Annotated in this window: 16 protein-coding genes, 1 tRNA gene and 1 pseudogene; 16 read left to right on the forward strand and 2 right to left on the reverse strand. The window is 46.7% G+C overall.

Annotated features, from left to right (window positions below):
- Positions 1–85: 85 nt before the first annotated feature.
- The 8 genes from ANCC_RS02165 to ANCC_RS02200 all read left to right on the forward strand — a co-directional run bounded on the left by ANCC_RS02165 (position 86) and on the right by ANCC_RS02200 (position 8,365).
- Positions 86–1,120 (forward strand): zinc-dependent alcohol dehydrogenase, encoded by a 1,035-nt coding sequence (locus ANCC_RS02165; RefSeq protein WP_039946774.1) that lies wholly within the window; start codon positions 86–88, stop codon positions 1,118–1,120.
- Between the two features lie 17 nt (positions 1,121–1,137).
- Positions 1,138–2,292: a pyridoxal phosphate-dependent aminotransferase gene (locus ANCC_RS02170; RefSeq protein WP_039946772.1), complete on the forward strand. Its 1,155-nt coding sequence runs from the start codon at positions 1,138–1,140 to the stop codon at positions 2,290–2,292.
- Between the two features lie 23 nt (positions 2,293–2,315).
- The gene (locus ANCC_RS02175) at positions 2,316–3,695 is read left to right on the forward strand and encodes an APC family permease (RefSeq protein WP_006567658.1); all 1,380 of its coding nucleotides are present in this window, start codon (positions 2,316–2,318) and stop codon (positions 3,693–3,695) included.
- 64 nt (positions 3,696–3,759) lie between these two features.
- A complete protein-coding gene (locus tag ANCC_RS02180) occupies positions 3,760–4,521 on the forward strand; it encodes an IclR family transcriptional regulator (RefSeq protein WP_006567657.1) in 762 nt (253 codons plus the stop codon).
- A 102-nt stretch (positions 4,522–4,623) separates the two neighbouring features.
- A complete protein-coding gene (locus ANCC_RS02185; RefSeq protein ID WP_039946770.1) occupies positions 4,624–5,388 on the forward strand; it encodes an SDR family NAD(P)-dependent oxidoreductase in 765 nt (254 codons plus the stop codon).
- Between the two features lie 13 nt (positions 5,389–5,401).
- The gene (locus tag ANCC_RS02190; protein WP_006567655.1) at positions 5,402–6,370 is read left to right on the forward strand and encodes a C-terminal binding protein; all 969 of its coding nucleotides are present in this window, start codon (positions 5,402–5,404) and stop codon (positions 6,368–6,370) included.
- Complete coding sequence (gene eda / locus ANCC_RS02195) at positions 6,363–7,325, forward strand: bifunctional 4-hydroxy-2-oxoglutarate aldolase/2-dehydro-3-deoxy-phosphogluconate aldolase (RefSeq protein ID WP_006567654.1); 963 nt, start codon at positions 6,363–6,365, stop codon at positions 7,323–7,325. The genes ANCC_RS02190 and eda overlap by 8 nt, the downstream gene beginning before the upstream one ends.
- Before the next feature lie 11 nt (positions 7,326–7,336).
- Positions 7,337–8,365, forward strand: coding sequence for a sugar kinase (locus tag ANCC_RS02200; RefSeq protein WP_006567653.1), 1,029 nt, complete (start codon positions 7,337–7,339; stop codon positions 8,363–8,365).
- 66 nt (positions 8,366–8,431) lie between these two features.
- Here ANCC_RS02200 and ANCC_RS02205 read toward each other — a convergent pair.
- Positions 8,432–10,179 (reverse strand): annotated as a pseudogene (locus tag ANCC_RS02205) (ABC transporter ATP-binding protein).
- A gap of 160 nt (positions 10,180–10,339) precedes the next feature.
- Here ANCC_RS02205 and ANCC_RS02210 point away from each other — a divergent pair.
- Together ANCC_RS02210 and ANCC_RS02215 are read left to right on the forward strand one after the other, a co-directional pair.
- Complete coding sequence (locus tag ANCC_RS02210; protein WP_006567651.1) at positions 10,340–10,549, forward strand: helix-turn-helix transcriptional regulator; 210 nt, start codon at positions 10,340–10,342, stop codon at positions 10,547–10,549.
- A complete protein-coding gene (locus ANCC_RS02215) occupies positions 10,546–11,025 on the forward strand; it encodes a hypothetical protein (protein ID WP_006567650.1) in 480 nt (159 codons plus the stop codon). Before ANCC_RS02210 ends, ANCC_RS02215 begins: the two co-directional genes overlap by 4 nt.
- 55 nt (positions 11,026–11,080) lie before the next feature.
- Here the strand turns inward: ANCC_RS02215 and ANCC_RS02220 are convergent, their stop codons facing one another.
- Positions 11,081–12,778 carry an ABC-ATPase domain-containing protein gene (locus ANCC_RS02220; protein ID WP_006567649.1) on the reverse strand — a complete coding sequence of 566 codons (1,698 nt, stop codon included), beginning with the start codon at positions 12,776–12,778 and terminating at the stop codon, positions 11,081–11,083.
- 454 nt (positions 12,779–13,232) lie between these two features.
- Between ANCC_RS02220 and ANCC_RS02225 the strand changes: the two genes are divergently transcribed.
- The 6 genes from ANCC_RS02225 to ANCC_RS02250 all read left to right on the forward strand — a co-directional run bounded on the left by ANCC_RS02225 (position 13,233) and on the right by ANCC_RS02250 (position 19,872).
- Entirely contained in the window at positions 13,233–14,063 is an 831-nt protein-coding gene (locus tag ANCC_RS02225) for a 4Fe-4S binding protein (protein WP_006567648.1), read from the forward strand.
- A 20-nt stretch (positions 14,064–14,083) separates the two neighbouring features.
- A complete protein-coding gene (locus ANCC_RS02230; protein WP_006567647.1) occupies positions 14,084–14,683 on the forward strand; it encodes an HAD family hydrolase in 600 nt (199 codons plus the stop codon).
- Positions 14,684–14,762: 79 nt separating this feature from the next.
- Positions 14,763–16,982, forward strand: coding sequence for a bifunctional diguanylate cyclase/phosphodiesterase (locus ANCC_RS02235; protein ID WP_156340649.1), 2,220 nt, complete (start codon positions 14,763–14,765; stop codon positions 16,980–16,982).
- Between the two features lie 84 nt (positions 16,983–17,066).
- Positions 17,067–17,140: transfer RNA gene (locus ANCC_RS02240), tRNA-Pro, on the forward strand.
- 191 nt (positions 17,141–17,331) lie between these two features.
- Positions 17,332–18,528, forward strand: a complete 1,197-nt coding sequence (locus ANCC_RS02245; protein ID WP_006567643.1) for a dicarboxylate/amino acid:cation symporter — start codon at positions 17,332–17,334, stop codon at positions 18,526–18,528.
- A gap of 3 nt (positions 18,529–18,531) precedes the next feature.
- Positions 18,532–19,872, forward strand: a complete 1,341-nt coding sequence (locus ANCC_RS02250; protein WP_006567642.1) for an MATE family efflux transporter — start codon at positions 18,532–18,534, stop codon at positions 19,870–19,872.
- The last annotated feature ends 328 nt before the right edge of the window (positions 19,873–20,200 follow it).

The raw sequence follows: 20,200 nt of genomic DNA on the forward strand, positions 1-20,200 counted from the left end.
TTGACAGCCTGAAATGATTCTTCTATGATGTAGTTGTAATTAAGGAATAGTGTTCCGGATAACGGAACAAATGAAAGGAGGCAGTATGAAAACATTAGTTTATGCCGGACCTGGAAAGGTGCAAGTTCAGGAGAAACCTTTTCCTGAACTAAAGCCGGGACAGGTGCGCATAAAGGTGCATTACTGTGGTATATGCGGCTCTGATATCGGGATTTTTTCGGGGAAACATCCCAGAGCAAAGGCACCGCTTGTACTGGGACATGAATTTATCGGCATCATAGAAGAAACTGCAGAGGACAGCAAAAAATTTAAAAAGGGGGACAGGGTTGCGCCATATCCGCTTTTGTCCTGCGGGGAATGCTTTGCCTGTGCCAATGGGATCCCTCATGTGTGCAGTACTTTAAAGCTGATCGGAATCGATGTGGACGGAGGAATCGCGGAGTTTGTCTGCTGCGATGAGAATGTATTGTTTAAGCTTGATGACGGTATTACGGATAAGGCGGCAGCAGTGATTGAACCTTTGGCAGTGATCATAAGGACGATGCACCAGGCAGATTTTCAAATGCTGAATACAGCGGCGGTCATCGGGGCAGGACCGATCGGAGTACTCACTGGAATTGTACTAAAACATGCGGGAGCTTCCAGAATCATTATTTCTGACGTAGATCAGCAAAGGCTGAACATCTGCAAAGAGTTCGGACTTGAAACGGTGAATGTACAAGATCAGAACCTGGAAGAGTACATAGAACAACAGACAGATGGAGCCGGTGTTGATACAGTGTTTGAGTGCAGCGGTTCTGCTCAGGCGGCGGCACAGATGACAAAGATATGCCGGATCGGAGGCAGGATCTGTCTGACCGGCGTACATAAAGAACCCCATGCAGTCAATCTGCAGGATGTAAACTTTAAAGAGCAGACATTGGTGGGAAGCCGTGTCTATACAAAGAGGGAATTCGGGCAGGCAGTCAAATATGCAGAAATGATCTGCAGTGACCTGGAAAAAGTGGTGACACACATAGTGGATCTCAAAGATGCAGATACTGTATTTGATTTGATCGGTGATCCGAAGCAAAGCACACTGAAGGTTTTAGTAGACTGCAGTATGAAAAATGAAGGTTGATGACAGGGGGTCAGAAAATGAAGAAGTTATCAGATGCAACTTTATTGCCGCAGTCAGGCATCAGAAGGATGTTTGACCTGGCAAAGAATAAAGAAAATACCATCAGTTTTGTTCTTGGAGAACCGGACTTTGACACACCTAAAAATGTAATAAAGGCGGCACAAAAAGCACTGGAAGAGGGACAGACCCATTACACGGACAACTCCGGAATTCTGCCTTTAAGACAGGCTATTGCCAGAGAAACAAAGAAGTATGATCATGTGGCCTATAATCCGGAAAATGAAATCCTTGTATGTACCGGAGGCATGGAGGCCCTGTATCTGAGCATGGCTACCCTCCTGGATCCGGGGGATGAAGTGCTTATTTCAGACCCGTGCTATGCAAATTATTATGGGCAGATCAGCATGAATCACGGGGTGCCGGTTCCGGTTCCCGTGTACGAAGAGAATGGTTTTAATTTTACCTATGAGGGGCTTTCAAAAGCAGTGACAGACAAGACAAAAGCCATACTGCTCAATTCTCCGTGCAATCCTACGGGGGCAGTGGCAGGACGGGAAGTCATGGAAGATATTGCAAGAGTGGCTCTGGAACACGACCTGTATGTGGTCTATGATGCGGTTTACAAACATCTGCTGTATGAGGGTGAATATGTGAATATCGCATCTCTGGACGGCATGAAAAACAGAACAATTTACATTGATTCCTGTTCAAAGACCTATGCTATGACAGGATGGAGGATCGGATATCTGGCAGGACCGAGGGAGATTGTGAGTCTGATGCCAAAACTTCAGGAAAATGTACCTTCCTGCGTCACCACATTTGCCCAGTACGGTGCGGTAGAGGCGATCAGCAATGGGCAGGAATCCATAAAGCAGATGCATGACCAGTATGCAGAGAGAAGAAAGGCACTCCTGGAATGTATTGAGAATATCGAAAAGATTTCCTGCAGACCGCCGAAGGGAGCCTTCTATGCTTTCATTAACATTAAGAAAACAGGCCTTGGATCTGAGGAGTTTGCAGAGCGGCTGCTGAATCAGCAGGGAGTCGTGGTTGCACCCGGATCTGCATTCGGAGAGCAGGGAGAAGGTTATATAAGGATCTCCTATGCGACTTCCGTGGAGACGATCAGAAAAGGAATGGAAAGAATACAGAAGTTTGTAGAGAGCCTGTAAAGGGGAAAGGAGGATATTGAATAATGAAAAATGAATCAAATACACAGTTAAAAAGAAGTCTTGGACTTAGTACGGTTATGCTGTCGGTCATCGGCATGGTCATTGGCTCCGGAGTATTTTTCAAACCGCAGGCAGTCTATACGATTACCGGCGGAGCACCGGGGATCGGGCTTCTGATCTGGGTGTTCGCAGGGCTGATCACACTGTTCGGAGGACTAACTACCGCAGAGCTTGCCGCATCCATTCCAAAGACGGGAGGGCTGGTATCCTGGGTGGAAAAATGTTTCGGACAGGGACTCGGCTATCTGCTTGGATGGTGTGAATCCGTTGTTTTCTGGCCGGCCAATGTAGGAGCTTTAGGAACCATTTTTTCTATACAGGCGCTGAAACTTATCGGGGTCAGTGATAAATATACGATTCCGTTCGCCATCTTCATGGTATTTTTCCTGATCGTCTGCAACTGCCTGGGGGCAAATGTAGGAGGCATGATCGGAAATGTATTTACTGTTGCAAAACTTGTGCCTCTGGCTGTCATTATCCTGATGGCTTTTACATCCACACAGAGCAGTCCGGAAAATCTGACGCCGTTTATTCAGAGAGGAGACTCGTTTATTGCCATCTTTGCCACCGGAATGCTGACTTGTATGTATGCCTATGACGGGTGGATTCATGTGGGAAATGCGGCAGGTGAAATGAAGAATCCGAAAAAAGACCTTCCAAAGGCCATTGTGCTGGGACTCAGTATTGTCATACTCGTATATGCAGTTATCAACATTGGTTACCTTCTCGTTATACCGGCAGACCAGCTGGCAAATACGGCTACACCGGCAGCAGACGTTGCAGCTAAACTGATGGGAGGCAATATGGGTGCCAAGCTGATTACAGTGGGTATTTTGATTGCAGTATTTGGTACTTTAAACAGTAATATTATGATGGGTATGAGAATCCCCTATGCCATGGGAGTGCAGAATAAGCTGCCGTTCAGCAAACAGTTTGCCTATCTGCATCCGAAGTATGCAACTCCGGTTGTAAGCGGTATTTTCCTGCTGGCAGTGACCTCTATTATGATCATTTCAGGTTCTTATAACTCTCTGACCGATATGTGTATGTTTGTTATCTGGATCTTCTATACGATAGCATTTTATGGCGTGATCAAGTTAAGGAGGGATGAGCCGGACCTCAAGAGGCCTTATAAAACCCCGCTTTATCCGCTGATTCCTATTCTGGCTATCCTGGGAGGACTGTTTGTAGTAATCATTACAGTCTTTACACAGCCGGTCAATGCGCTGATAGGCGTAGGACTTACTTTGCTGGGCCTTCCGATTTATCTGTCCAGAAAGGATAAATTTAAGGATCTGAGTCATTTGGATGAAGACAGCAAAGGAGAAACCGGGGATCTGTGATCTGTGTAATGAAACTGCAGATTGTGGTATAATAGCTGTAATAGTCGAGAATTAGGAGGGTATTATGGCGAAAGAAACAGTACAGTCTGTGGAGAGAGCATTTCAGATCATAGAGCTGATGGCAAAGAATGAGACCATGGGGATTCGGGAAATCCACCATGAGACAGGACTTACGGTGACGGTGGTCCACAGGATCATCAACACTTTAGCAGAGCTTGGATATGTAAAGCAGGAAAAAGAAACAGAAAAATATTTTCTCACATACCGTCTGCTTGTGATGGGCAACTATGTGCAGGAAAGAAACAATGTAGTTCGTTTGGTGCACCCTTATTTGAAGCAGCTTTCAGAGGACTGTAAAGAGACAGTACATTTTGTCCAGAGGGCGGGAAATAAGATCCGTTATATCGACAAGGTACTTCCAACGGCAAACATTTTTGCCACAGGATCTTACATAGGACTGGAGCTTGAGATGTCAAGCACCGCAGTGGGAAAGGCAATCCTCGCGGAACTTCCTGAGGAGGAAGTCAGGAAGATCTGGAATCAGGGAGAAAATGTCATCTTCACACCCCATACTATTCAGAGTCTGGACCAGCTGTTAAAAGAGCTGGAGGAAGCGAGAGAAACCGGATTTGCGTATGACTGGGAAGAACGGGAAGCGGGACTGTGCTGTGTCGGCGTCAGCGTCCGGGATTACAGGGGAATCTATAATTATGGAATCAGTATTTCAGCCCCGGTCACCAGGACAAAAGAAGATAATTTGACACGGATACAGGAGAAACTCTGGGAGACAAAGCAGATCGTGTCAGAGCTGATCAGCGGAAATTAAGAGTAAGGTGCTGTGAAAAACGCGGCACTGTGCACCTTTCGGATGTAAAAAACATGTAGAAAAGATATATTTTGTATGTTGATATGTGCGGAAGGAGATAACATGGGATATTTAGATTTGACCGGGAAAGGCGCTATCGTGACGGGCGCGGCAGGAGGACTCTGTCTCGGTATGGCAGAGGGATTGATGGAAGCAGGGGCATCTGTCTGTATTATAGATATTAATCCCGGGGCTGAAAAGACGGCTCAAGAGATGACAGACAGAGGATTTCAGTGCAGTTTTGTGATCGCAGACATTGCAGATGACAAGGAGAGGGAGCAGGCATTTTCAGAAGCGGTGAAGCTTCTCGGAGGAACATTGGATATTATCGTCAACGGAGCGGGAGTACAGAGGCGGCATAAGAGCGAAGAATTTCCCATGAAAGACTGGAAGTTTGTGCTGGATGTGAATCTGACGGCGGTATTTTCCCTGTGTCAGATGGCAGCAAAACAGTTTATGGTCCAGCAGACAAAAGGAAAGATTATTAATATTGCGTCGATGCTTTCTTTTTTCGGAGGGTATACAGTGCCGGCCTATGCGGCATCTAAGGGGGCAGTGGCACAGATCACAAAGGCATTCTGCAATGAGTGGGCCGAGAAGGGGATCAATGTCAATGCGCTGGCGCCGGGTTATATGGCTACGGAGATGAATACGGCGCTTCTGGACCCTGAAAATCCGAGAAACAAAGAGATCACGGACAGGATTCCTGCCCACAGATGGGGGACCGGCGAAGATATGAAGGGACCGTGTGTCTTTTTGGCATCGGAGTGTTCCGATTATCTGAACGGCGCAGTGATCCCGGTAGATGGGGGATATTTGGTGAGATAGGAGGAGACTGATTATGAAGGTGATTATTACAGACTGCGATCATGAAAACATTGATATCGAGACGAAAGTCCTGTCTGATGCGGGGATTGAATTTAAACTCACATGTGCCAGAACAGAAGATGAAGTGATTGAACAGTGCGCCGGGGCAGACATATTTATCGTTCAGTATGCCAATATTTCGGAAAAGGTTATGAAGGCACTGCCGGAGCTTAAATATGTGGTGAGATACGGGGTCGGCGTGGATACTGTGGATCTGAAAGCGGCAGCGGAGTATGGGATACAGGTTGGAAATGTACCGGATTACGGAATGAATGAAGTGGCAGACCACGCACTGGCTCTGCTTCTCATGATGCTCAGAAAAACTGATCAGATGAACCGGTTTACAAAGACGACTGGCTGGGATTATACGCAGGCGATCCCGATCCGCCGGTTTTCTGAACAGACCGTGGGGGTTGTCGGTCTGGGCCGTATCGGAAGAAATTTTGCTGAGAAAGCAGCAGCTCTCGGATTCCGGGTGATCGGATATGATCCCATGGTAAATCAGGGTGAACGGATCGGAAATGCAGAGGCCGTCAGCTTTCAAGAACTGCTGAAGCAGTCCGATGCCGTTTCTCTTCACTGTCCGGCAGACGGAAACCAGAATCTGTTTGATATGGAGGCATTCAGGGTAATGAAGGATTCAGCGGTCATCGTCAATGCAGCCAGAGGAGGGATCATCAATGAAGAAGACCTTGACCGTGCACTAAAGGAGAAAGTGATCGCAGGGGCAGCTCTTGACTGTATGAAATCGGAGCCTATGATGCCGGATTCTTCCATCTTCGAGAATGAGAATCTGATCGTGACCCCGCATATGGCGTGGTATTCTGAGGAGGCGGCTATGGAACTTAAGCGAAAAGCGGCCGAGGAGGCCGTGCGGTTTGCAAAGGGAGAAGCGATCCATTATCCGGTGAACCGGATCGAAGGGGGCAGATACCATGAATGAACTTTTGTGTGAGATTGAGAGTATAGGAATGGTGCCAGTGATCAGCCTTAAAGATGCAGAGAAAGCCGGGGCTCTGGCAAAGGCCCTCAGTGAGGGCGGGATTCCGTGTGCGGAAGTGACATTCCGCACCGATGCCTGTGTGGAATCGATCCGAAGGATGAAAAAAGCCTGCCCGGAGATGCTCGTGGGAGCAGGTACGGTTACTATGAAAGAACAGGCAGAGGAGGCAGCCAAAGCCGGAGCAAAGTTTATGGTCAGTCCGGGTTTTAACCATGAGGTCGTTGAATACTGTATGGGGCATAACATTGCTGTGATACCGGGATGTTCAAGCCCTACGGATGTAGAGCAGGCAATGAAGTATGGGCTTCATCTTGTGAAATTCTTTCCGGCAGAGGCTGCAGGAGGGGTCAGGATGTTAAAATCTCTGTCAGGACCTTATTCCGGGATGAAGTTTATGCCTACCGGAGGGATTACGGAAGCCAACATGGGGGAATATCTGGAGCTTAAACAGGTCGCGGCCTGTGGAGGTTCGTTTATGGTACCGGAAAACCTCGTTGAGAAAGGCGATTTTATCACAATCAGGGAAATGGCTAAAAAGGCGGTCCATGAGATGCTTGGTTTTGAACTTGCCCATATAGGGCTGAACATGAAGAATCGGGATGAAGCCATGCTCGCCGCTGGAATGTTTGAGTCTGTTTTTGGATTCCAGAAGAGTGAAAACGATAATTCCATTTTTGCGGGAAGTTATATTGAGGCTATGAAGAGTCCGTTTTTAGGGGAGAAAGGCCACATTGCGGTGAGGACGAACGATGCCGGAAGGGCACTAAGTTATTTTAAAAGAAGAGGTTTTTCATTCAGGGAAGAAAGCGCAGTGTATAAAATGGATGGGACCCTTGGAGCTGTCTATTTCAGAGAGGAGATCGGGGGATTTGCAGTCCATCTGGTCCAGAAATAAGGGGTGATACAATGGGAAAAATAATGACGTTCGGGGAGATCATGCTGAGACTCTCGCCTCCGGGAAACCAAAGATTCATTCAGGCCTCTTCATTTGATGTGACTTACGGCGGTACGGAAGCCAATATTGCGGCAGGGCTGTCTAATTTTGGACATGAGGTCTCCTACGTGACAAAGCTTCCGAACAATGCCGTCGGGGAATGTGCGGCAGCCGTGCTGAGGAAATCCGGAGTGGACTGCTCCGGGATCAGTTACGGCGGTCCAAGACTCGGCATTTATTTTCTGGAAAACGGAGTTTCTGTGCGGCCGTCCAGTGTAATTTATGACCGTGCAGGTTCTTCCATGGCAGAGGCGGTGCCGTCGGATTTTGACTGGAAATCCTTGCTTTCGGATGTATCCTGGCTGCATACATCGGGGATCACTCCGGTTATCAGCAAAAATGCGGCGCAGATCACTCTTCAGGCACTGAAAACAGCCAAAGAGATGGGGATTACGGTTTCCTTTGACCTCAACTACCGGGCCAAACTCTGGACAGAGAATATCCCAGAAAAGCAGGGTATCATGCGGGAACTGATGAATTATGTGGACATTTGTTTTGGAAATGCAAGGGATGCGGCGCTGGTGCTCGGATATGAAGAGGCAGGCATGGATTTTATCAGCGGAGACTATGAGGACTGTGTAGATGAAGAACATATGCAGAGAGTAAGAAGACAATATGGATTCACGTATCTGATCAGCTCTCTCAGGGAGAGCATTTCTGCTTCTGATAACAGTTATGGAGCGGAAGCTGCGGGGGATTTCGGCCTTTACCGGGGAAAACGGTATATGGTACACATTGTTGACCGGGTAGGATCAGGAGATGCGTTTGCCGCAGGGTTCATCCACGGGATCACGGAGGGCTGGACACCTCAGCGGGCGCTGGAATTTGCCACGGCATCGGCGGCACTCAAACATACGATACCCGGAGATATGAATTATGCCCGGGCAGCAGAGATTGAGACTCTGGCATCGGGCGGGGGCGCCGGCAGAGTCGTGAGATAGCATATTCATTGCCATGTGGATATATAAAATGAGGCTGGACGCTTTGATGCGTCCGGCCTCATTGTTTTATATTTCAAAGGTTTCCAAACCTTCAAACTGCATTTTATAATATTTTGCGTAGATTCCGTCCTGTTTTAACAGTTCTTTATGGGAACCCCGCTCCTGAATGGTGTGGTCATCTATGACGAGGATCTCATCGGCATGTTTGATCGTGGATAGACGGTGGGCGATGGTGATCGTCGTCCTGTTTTTAGAAAGCTCTTCCAGACTTTTTTGAATGTGGCGTTCACTTTCATTATCCAATGCACTGGTTGCCTCATCGAGAATCAGGATCGGAGGATTCTTTAAAAATACACGGGCAATCGAGATCCGCTGTTTCTGCCCGCCGGAAAGCCGGGTGCCCCGCTCTCCCACAAAAGTGTCATAACCGTCGGGAAGTTCTGTGATAAAATCGTGGATGTTTGCTTTTTTGGCAGCCTCAATGATCTCTTCCATGGAGGCCTCCGGTTTTCCGTATGCGATATTATCCCGGACAGTCCCGCCGAACAGGTAAACGTCCTGCTGAACGATGCCGATGGAATTTCTCAGGCTCTGAAGAGTCATCCTGCGAATATCCTGGCCTCCGATTGAAACGGTGCCGCCGCTCACATCATAAAATCTTGGGAGCAGGGAACAGATCGTGGTTTTTCCTCCTCCGGACGGTCCGACCAAAGCCACAGATTTTCCTGCTTCAATTTCAAATGAAACGTGGTCCAGCACTACCTCATTGTCTTCGTAGGAAAAACTTACATCCTGATAAGAAATGCTGCCGTCCGGATCGGTGATCGGTTCTGCACCCGGCAGATCCACGATCTCAGGTTCTGTCTCAATAATATCCAGGAACCTGCGGAAACCGGACAGGCCTTTCTGCATCATTTCCGTGAGTTCCACGAGGATCTGGATCGGGCTGATAAAGATACCGATGTACAGGGCATACATCGCCAGGTCTCCGGGCGTCATCTGCCCGGCGGCGATGAAGCAGCCTCCCGCTACGAGAGTCACCAGATACATGATACCCTGAAAGAAGGTATTGCCGCCCTGGAAGGTTCCCATGGCTTTGTAGTTATCCCGCTTGGACGTGAGAAAGCCTTCATTTCCCTGATGGAACTTTTCCCGTTCAATATCTTCGTTGGCAAAGGACTGTACGATCCTGATGCCGGCCAGAGAATCCTGAAGGGTTGCATTGATATTCCCGATTTTCTTCCGGTTATCCAGGAAGGTGGCCTGCATCCGTTTATTCTGGCGGGCGGAAAAGAGGATCATCAGAAGGACTACGGCTGACAGGATCAGAGCCAGCTTCCACTGGATGATGAACAGAAAGACAAATGATCCGGTGATCTTTACTACGGAAATAAATAAATTTTCCGGACCGTGGTGCGCAAACTCAGAAATATCAAATAAGTCGGACACTAACCGGCTCATCATCTGTCCTGTGTTGTTCTGGTCGTAATAGGAAAATGAGAGATTCTCATAGTGTTCAAACAGTTCCCTTCGCATATCCCGTTCCATCTGGGCGCCCATGATATGCCCCTGACAGCTTACATAATACTTGCATAATGCCTGGAGGATATAAAAGACCAGCAGAATTCCTCCAATGATAAAGATGTTTTTAAGGATCACGGAAGATTCCTTTAAAAACAGTGTATTTGTAAGGGTTCGGAGTATCTGCGGGTATGCCAGATCTACGATGCTGATGAAGGCGGCGCAGAGCAGGTCAAAAAGAAAACAGTCTTGTAAGGACCGTAATATTTGATGAATTTTTTATAAGTATCCATAATATAAGACTCCATTCTCATAGTTAATTTCAGTGATAGTAAAGATTCTAACACAGGACAGAAAACATGTAAACAGAGAAATGTAAAATGCACTTGACATTAGATGTAAAGCGAGCTATACTAAAATTGTAAAGCAAACTATACAAAAAAGGGTGTGCATATGAAAACAAGAATTCAGGAATTGAGAAAGGATCAAAAGGTGACGCAGATGGAGCTGGCCGAATCCGTAGGAGTGACCCGGCAGACCATTATCTCTCTGGAAAACGGCAGATACAAAGCCTCGCTTGTGCTGGCTCATAAGATTGCGCAGTTTTTTGGAGTAACGATCGAGGATATTTTTATATTTGATCAGGAGGAGGAAAACTTATGATAGGATTATTTTGTGCAGGAAATGCAAGAAACGATGAGGAATACAGCAGGGCAGTCAGGAGAAAGCAGAGATATCTCATTTTACTGTTCTTAGCGGGAGCAGCGGCACTGGCTGTTTCACTTTTGGCGGGAAGTTATTGGGAGGTCAAGATCAATGAACATATGATATCAACATATGCGGGGGTGGGGTCAGGAATCATGACAGCAGCCGTGGTCCTTTGGATACGGTTTCAGCTCATATTGAAAAATCCGAAAAAACTGAAAGAAATGCGCCTCAGCAATACGGACGAGAGAAATCAGGAGATCGGAAAGAAGGCATACAGATTTGCTTCCACCGGACTGATCACAGCACTTTATCTTATCTGTCTGATCGGAGGTCTGTGGTATCCGATACTGATCAGGGTCATAGGAATTGTCATGTGGATTTTTCTGCTCACTTATGTAATCTCTTATAAAGTGTTTGAGAAGAAAATGTAAAAAACAAAACATCCGGGAACAGCCAATCTGCAGGCATCCCGGATGTTTTTATGATCTAAAGCTTTCGGAAGCGGTTGAATGCCGCATGAATCTCCTGGCGTCTCGGCATTGCCAGATTGGACTTTACATATCCGCTGTCAAGGATCGCCGCAAGCCCTTTGTCATTGATGAGAGCTAAAAGTTCCTCTGCGATCTGGCACAGGTCTCTTTTGCCGTCGATCAGATGCAGCTGGGCATAAAGCAGAGCATAGGCGAGAGCTGTTGTCTGTTCAGAGTCACAGATCTGTTCTGCATACCGCAGGTCCACGGTCTCTTTGTTGATCTGGAAGGCATCTTTTCCGAGAGTTTTTATTTTATTCCGGCCGTTTTTTGGGGATGTACGGCTGGGTTTTACGACACGGTGAAAAGAAGGGCTGTCCGGCTTTTCATTCGGAAGTGTTACCGGCGGAAAGGCTTTGGACTCCTCTTTTGCAAAGTCTGTAATTTCCTTTGGCATATAACGGTCCATCTGTAAAATGTGGTCGGCAACCTGGAAATAGGCCCCGGAGCTTCCCGCCACGATGACGGAAGAAATACCGTGGTCTTCATACAGGCCCCGGACCCGCTCGATAAACGGTGTGATAGGCTCATGATCCCTGTGGACCACTCTCTGCATCAGTTCATCACGGATCATAAAGTTCGTGGCGCTCGTGTCTTCATCGATGAGGAAGAGAGAAGTTCCGGCCTCCATACTCTCGATCACATTGGCCGCCTGGGAGGTGCTGCCGCTGGCATCTTCCGTGGAGAAAGAAACCGTATCTTTTCCATTGGGAAGATTGTTGATAAACAGAGATATGTCTGTATTTTTGATGCTGCGTCCGTCTTCTGCGCGGAGTTTTACCGCTGTGTCATCGGTGATGACATATTCACGGCCGTCATTTCTTCTATGGTTGTAGACGCCTAATTCCAATGCTTTCAGCAGGGTTGATTTCCCGTGATAACCTCCGCCTACGATCAGGGTAATACCTTTTGGTATCCCCATGCCGGAGAGGGGACCGTGATAAGGAAGATTTAATGTGACTTTCAGGGAGTCCGGCGAGTGGAAGGCCACAGCCTGCCTCATCGGACGGGAGGATACACCGCTCTCCCTTGGGAGGACAGAACCGTCGGCCACAAAAGCACATAGATTCAGCTTGGGAAGCTGGTCCCGGATATATTTTTGATCTTCGGCAAGGCTTAACACATCTTCGAGGGCGCCTGCGTTAAGCTTCTTATAATAGAAGGAAGACAAAACGCATTCGGGGAGAAAATCAAACAGGATTTTGATCAGCTCAAAAGCGGCGATGGTCCGGCCTCTGGCGGGAAAGCCGATCTCAAAATGGACAGAGATATCACCGGACTCGGGATGGATGGACAGGGCGGTCCGCTCTAAAATCTCCTGTCCGCATCTGCTGACGGAAATGAGTCCGCTTTTTCCAGAACCCTTTGCCTTAAAATTATAGGATTCCAGTTTCCTTCCGAAAACGCGGGTCAGATAGTCCTGCAGTGCGATCCGCTTATGGGGCAGATCATACAGCCGGGCAGGAAATCCGGCGTTTCTGCCGGGAATGCTGATGCTCACTTTGGAGGGAGAGGCAAAGGGATCTCCCTGTACATGGTCAATATGCAGAGTATATCCGCCGAACCGGTAGCTCCCCCTGGTGTCTTTATAGGCAGGATAGCCTTTATGGTCGATGCGCTCTAACAGCGATCTTAAATCATCTGAAGTCTTCATACGTTCTATCACCTTTCAATGCATGAGTTTTTTATCATTATTCCTGTCACGCTTTAAAATGCGTTCCTCCAATAGTGTTAAAAAACTATCGTTGGATAAAGCTATTTGTTTGATGGATACTTATCCAGTAGATATTACGTCCATTTTGACCAGTTCGGAGGCCTTGCATTCGAAGGAAGATTAGTTTTTCTTCTTTCAACGAAGGCTCGCAGGAGGTGCGCGAAGCGCAGTGAGGCTGTCTGAGCGTCAGCGAGTTCCGAATGGGCCTCCGGAGAGACTTTGTTGAAAGTTAGAAAATCTTATCTTCCTGAGACAGCAAGCCGCAGAACTGGTCAAAATGTCATCATAAGTATCCCACGATTATTTCAGTCAGTCAATCTGGTTCAAGTATTTTTTTCTTTCAATGGCAAACACTGCGTGCAGTTGATATAATAGATGAAAGGAGGATTGGCCGATGGAAATTGATAGAGTCTGGGCAGTTTATTTCAGCGCCACAGATACAACAAAAAAAATTGTGACGGTTTTAGCCGGGGAGGCAGCCCGGACACTGCGTGCAGAGTACTGTGAATATGACTTTACGCTGCCTGCTTCAAGAAAGGATCTTCTTGTTTTTGGACCGCGTGATCTTGTGATCTTTGGGACGCCGGTATATGCGGGGAGAGTGCCCAATGTTCTGCTTGACTTTCTGAAAGAGTATAACAAGGGAAACCATGCCTGCGCGGTGCCCGTCACGGTTTACGGCAACAGAAACTATGACGATGCCCTGATCGAGCTTCGGGATGTCTTAGAACAGAACAGGTTTCATACTGTGGCAGCGGCAGCCTTCGTGGGCGAACACTCTTTTTCGGATACACTGGGCAGAGGGAGGCCGGATGACAGGGATGTGAGCCTTATAAGGGAGTTTGCATTCGGGCTTTGCGAACGCTTGAAGAGGACTGAAAAAGAAGATTACAGCCGTCCGGTATATGTAAAAGGGAACCGAAAGCCATACAGAGGATATTACCAGCCCAGGGACAGAAAAGGAAATTTTATTGATATCAGAAAAGTGAAGCCCTTAACCTCAGGAGACTGTGACGGCTGCGGGATCTGTGCAGAAGTCTGTCCTATGGGTTCTATACGGCGTGAAGATATTCGCACAGTGGACGGAATCTGCATCAAATGCGGGGCCTGTATCAAGAAATGCCCGAAACATGCAAAATATTATGAGGATGAAGGATATCTGTACCATAAGACGGAATTGGAAGAACAGTATACAACAAGGGCTGAGCCTGAGATTTTTTTCTGAATACATAACGGGAGGAACGGATGATTAAAAATGTGATATTTGATATAGGAAATGTTCTTGCAGATTTTGGGTGGGAGAGATTATTTTTGAGGCTGGGTTTTGAAGGAGAAGTATTTGAGCGTATGGCTGATGCGACCGTGAGAGGGCCGTACTGGGTAGAGTTTGACCGGAGCCGCATGCCGGACCGGGAAATTATAGAAGGATTCTATTCGCTGGCGCCGGAATATAAAGATCAGATTAACCTGCTCTATGAGCACATTCATGAGATGACCGAAGAATATTCTTATGCATCAAGCTGGATCAGGGAGCTGAAAGCGGCGGGTTATTCCGTGTATATTCTGAGCAATTACGGGAAGACAGCTTTTGAGAATCGGGAGAAGCCATTTTCGTTTCTTTCGGAGGCTGACGGAAAAGTGATATCCTTTGAAGCAGCATCAGTAAAGCCGGAGAGAAAAATATTTCAGGCTCTGGAAGATAAGTACGGCATCCATCCTAAAGAATCTGTCTTTATTGATGATATGGAGGAAAATGTTACCGCAGCAAAACTATATGGATATGAAGGGATTGTATTTAAAAGCAGGGAACAAACGGAGAAAAAGCTTGCAGAGCTTGGCATATGAAAATAAAGATTGTGCTGGGCATACTATATGATTTATAATCATATAACAATAATCTGCCAGAGGAGAGGAGGGCATATACATGAAAGACAGTTCTGTGATGAAAAGAATCCTGCTTTTAATAATTGTGCTGTCTCTTGGTCTGTTTTCTTCTCTCTATGTGTATTCCCGTGCACTGCATCGGAATCTGGAAAATGAAGTGATAAGTTCTCTCCATGAGGTCTCGGGTCAGAGCGTCAAGATTTTAAGAAAAGAGATTCTCAGTGAGATCAATCTTTTGGATGGAATTTCCAATGAGATCAGTGAAAAGAGGCTGAGAGATCCGAAGAAACTCGCCCAAAGCTTTCAGAAAGTTACAGAGAAGTATCAGTTTAAGCGGATGGGCATCATTCTTACGAACGGAAAGGTTTACACAAGTGACCGGAAAGAAGGAAATCTTGCAGACAGAGAATATTTTCAGTCAGGGTTAAAGGGGATTTCTTCGATTTCCGGGACGCTGACCGACCGTCTGGACCCCCAAAGGCCCAAAATCAACGTTTACAGTACCCCGATCATCCGGAACAAGAAAGTACTGGCCGTACTGTATGCGGCTTACCGTACGGATGACTTTAAGAAAGCTCTGTCGATTTCCACCTACTACGGGGAAGGATATACATACGTTGTAAAAAGGGACGGAGATGTAGTGGTCGACTCAGACAACAAGAATAGTTTTCAGAGAATGACCAATATTTTCAAAGCCCTTCAGTCCGCTTCAGACCAAAATATACAAGCTTCTCATAAGTTAAAGTACGCATTAAAAAAGCAAAAAGAAGGTTATATTGAGTTTATAAACAAAGAAAAAAAATATATGTATTATACCCCGACCGGGATTAATGACTGGTATCTCCTGACAGTTGTGCCTATGGAAGTTGCCAACACAAAAACTATGAACATCATGAAGCTGAACTATGTGCAGTCAGGAATCGTTGTTGCGGTCTTCCTTCTTCTTTTGATTTATATTGTCAGATCTGAAAAGAAGAAACAGACAAGACTCATGGAAATCGCCTACACGGATGTCATAACAGGTGGAGATAATTATAAGGCCTTCTGTCTGAAAGCAGAGAACGCACTTGAAAAGGATACGGCAAAAATGGCGCTTCTTTGCATGGATATTGACCGGTTTAAGCTGGTCAACGACCTGTTCGGATTTAAAATGGGAGATGAGATCATACGTCTCATATGGAAATTATGGGGCGATATGCTCTGCGAAGGTGAGCTGGCTGCACACAGGGAAGCAGACCGGTTTGTGGCACTCATGCATTATCACTCCGAAGGAGAACTGCTCAAGAGACTGGATAAGTTCTGCAGCCAGATCCGGAAGATAAAGAATATGAACTACAAAATAAAGCCGAGCATCGGTATTTATCTTGTGTCTGACCGGAGCATGTCCGTGGATTCCATGTCAGATATGGCGCTTATTGCTCAGGCTACGGTAAAAAATCAGATCCACAGCTACTACGCTTTCTATAATGAAGAACTGAAAAGCAGGATCATTCACAACAAAGAGATGGAAGACAGGATGGAGACTGCTCTTGCCCATCATGAATTCTGTGCTTATTTCCAGCCCAAGTATGATACAGAGACAAAAGAACTGGCAGGAGCGGAGGCACTGGTGCGGTGGAACACCGGGGACGGCAGGATTATTCCGCCGACGGATTTTATTCCTGTGTTTGAGGAAAATGGACTGATTGTGGGACTGGATGAATTTATGTTCCGGGAAGTCTGCCGGCAGCAGAGGGAGTGGATCGACCAGGGACGAAGGGCCGTGCCGGTATCGGTCAATCTGTCCCGGTATAATATTTTTTATAGTTCGTTTATTAACAAATATCAGGATATTCTCAGAGAGTATGAGATCTCTCCGAAGCTGGTCCCGCTGGAGATTACGGAAAGTGTCATGTCAGAGGACGAGGTGCTGCTGAGAAATATTATAGATGAACTTCACAGTATTGGTTTTTCTGTGCTTATGGATGACTTTGGAACGGGCTACTCTTCCATGACAATGCTTGGCTCCATGCCGATTGATGTGCTGAAGCTTGATAAAAGCTTTGTGGACGATATCGGGGACAGCAAAGGAGAGAAGATCATAAGAAGCATTATCGATCTGTCGAGGGGCCTGGGCATCCGTCTCACGGCAGAGGGAGTCGAGACAGAGGAGCAGTATGAGTTTTTGAGGAAGATGAAGTGCGATGAAATCCAAGGCTATTATTTTGCAAAACCAATGCCGGGTTCTGATTTTCAGGCATTATTGAATACGGAAAAATAAAGTACTGAAAAATATACAATAATTTTAAAAAAAAATGAAATTTCCTCTTCCATTTTGGGGCCAGACGTAATATAATAGCAAAAGCGGGGCATGGCTCAGCTTGGTAGAGCGCGTGGTTCGGGACTACGAGGTCGCAGGTTCAAATCCTGTTGCCCCGACTGCTGAAAGCATCAGACGAAGGTCTGGTGCTTTTTCATTTTCAAAGAAAAGTTCTGAGCCTTTCCCACTTTGTTTTTTGAAAATCCTGGTGCCCCTTGTTATCTTTTTTTTCACGTCGTATAATAGTATTTTGCGGGGCAGACTGTTTTCTGCCGTTCAGAACAAAGAAAAATAGGGAGAATTATTTTATATGAAGAAGAAAAAATTAGGCCTGCTGACCCGGCTGCTGATCGGAATCACAGCGGGTATGCTGATCGGCTCTGCCGGAGATATATTTGGCGTCGGGGATACGTTTATCTTTAAAGGCGTAATCCGTCTTTTTGTTACTTTTACTACATTATTCAGTACATTTTTAAATTTTATTATTCCGCTGCTGATCCTTTCTTTTGTGGCCGTAGGACTGGCCGACCTGGGTAAGAAGGCCAACAAGCTGTTTGGGGTAACTCTTCTGCTCGCATACGCATCTACGGTGATCGCAGGGATCAGTGCTTTTTTTGTGGGAAAGGCACTTCTTCCTTCACTGATTCACCGGATCACTGGCAGTGAGATTCAGACCAGATCTTTTGAAGCCATCTTTGCGATCCAGGCTGACCCGGTGTTCGGAGTTATGACGGCTCTGATCCTGGCATTCCTTTTGGGACTTGGAATCGCAAACAGTAAAAATGATACGCTGCTGCTCTGTTTAAAAGATCTTCAGGAGATCATCACCAAGACATTAAACAAGATCATCATACCAATGATCCCATTTTACGTGGCAGGGCTGTTCAGTAAAATAGCAGCCGAAGGGAAGCTGCTTCCGACCATAAAGATGTTTGTTAAACTGTATGTGATGATCCTGATCTTTCAGTGGCTTTACATTGCATTTCAGTTTTTGATATCCACACTGTTTACGAAGGAGAATAAGTTTAAGAATTTAAAAGGCATCGCGCCGGCGTATTTTACGGCACTGGGTACACAGTCTTCTGCATCCACGATCCCGGTAAACCTTGAAAGCAGTAAGGACAGCGGTGTTTCAGAAGATATTGCAGACTTTGTCATCCCGTTATGTGCAACGATCCATCTCTCCGGAGATACGATCTGTCTGGTGATCGGTTCCATGGGCATAATGCTCGCCAACGGACTGACACCGACATTGTCCATGTTCCTGCCGTTCATTTTTATGCTGGGTATTACTATGGTGGCAGCTCCGGGAGTTCCCGGAGGCGGAGTCATGGCGGCTCTGGGCCTCATCAAATCTATGCTTCATTTTACAGATCCGATGAGCCAGCTGATCATTTCTCTTCACTTTTCCCAGGACAGCTTTGGGACGGCCTGCAATATAACGGGAGATCAGGCAATCGCTTATATGGTCGACAGCATCGACAGAAAAAACGGAGAAAAGAAATAGGGGATGGAAAAAAGAGAGGTACTTTTTACCAACAAGGATTTGAAAAAACTGATCATTCCGCTGATCATCGAACAGCTTCTGACGGTGACCGTGGGTCTTGCCGACTCCATTATGATCTCCAGTGTGGGAGAGGCGGCGGTCTCAGGGGTATCTCTGGTGGACAGCATCATGATTCTTCTCATCAACATGTTTTCGGCACTGGCCACCGGGGGAGCCGTGGTGGCAGGCCAGTATCTGGGACAGAAAAAGCATGTGATGGCCTGCAAGACCGCAGATCAGCTGATCTTATTTATCTCAGCTTTGGCTGTGGTGATCATGGCGGGTATTTATGCTATGAGAGGCTTTATCCTTCACGGAGTTTTTGGGGCTATTGAACCGGCCGTTATGCACAGTGCGGAAGTTTATCTTCTGATCGTGACAGCGTCGATTCCATTTCTGGCAGTTTACAACGGATGTGCGGCCTTGTTCAGGACTATGGGGAACTCAAAGACAGCCATGCAGATGTCACTCTTTATGAATGCCATTAATATCATAGGCAACGCTGCCCTGATCTACGGTGTGGGAATGGGTGTGGAAGGAGCGGCAATTCCTACGCTGGTATCCCGGGTAATCGCTGCGGCAGTGATTCTTGTGCTTTTGAAAAACAGGAATCAGGCAGTCCATATCAGCAGAAATTTTCATTTCAAATTCAAAGGCTTTTTGGTCAGCAGAATCTTGAAGATCGGCGTCCCCAACGGAGTGGAAAACAGTATGTTTCAGCTTGGAAAGATCCTTGTTTTAAGTCTGGTGGCCGGGTTTGGGACCGCATCCATCACGGCCAATGCGGTCAGCAACATGGTGGCTATGTTTGAGATCATCCCGGGAATGGCCGTAGGGCTTGCAGTGCTGACGGTTGTATCCAGATGTGTAGGTGCCAGCGATTATGAGGCGGCCCGGTATTATACAAAAAAACTGTTAAAGATCGCATACGCTTCCCTGATTGTGTTTAACCTGTTCATTGTTGCCATGCTTCCCGTGATCATCCGGGCATATCATCTGTCGCCGGAGACCGCGGCCATTACGAGGAAGATCCTGCTGTACCACACGCTGTGCTGTGTGACGGTCTGGCCGGTTTCCTTCACTTTGCCCAATACTCTCAGGGCGTCCAATGATGTAAAGTACACGATGGTCACCGCGATTATTTCCATGTGGATCTTCCGGATCTTTTTCAGCTTTGTCCTCGGCAAATGGCTCGGATGGGGAGTGTTTGGAGTCTGGGTGGCAATGACACTGGACTGGGCTGTACGGGCCGTGCTTTTCTTTATCCGGTACATAAGAGGCAAGTGGCAGTACAGGACGATTTAACTTGACAAGGATGAGACAATCGTGTAAATTAATAGACATAAGCTATTGGTTTGATAGACAAAAGTTATTAATTCAGAACGAAAGCATCAATATCAGGAGATTCTCATGTCAGCAAAAGGTAAAATGACAAATACATATGGTTTTTCATTTTATTTCTGGGGTTATTATTTTAATCCCGGCTTTTTGCGCTACAATGAATCATCTCCTGAAACCCGGTAGAAACATCGTCGGTAAAGTTCATTTTTAGGACCTGTATTCTTGTAGTGGGATACAGGTCCTTTTTATTTACCGCATTGCAGCAGTCAAGGCAAATATCCATTTTATTTTC

This window comes from Anaerostipes caccae L1-92 (assembly GCF_014467075.1).
Lineage (GTDB): Bacteria > Bacillota > Clostridia > Lachnospirales > Lachnospiraceae > Anaerostipes > Anaerostipes caccae.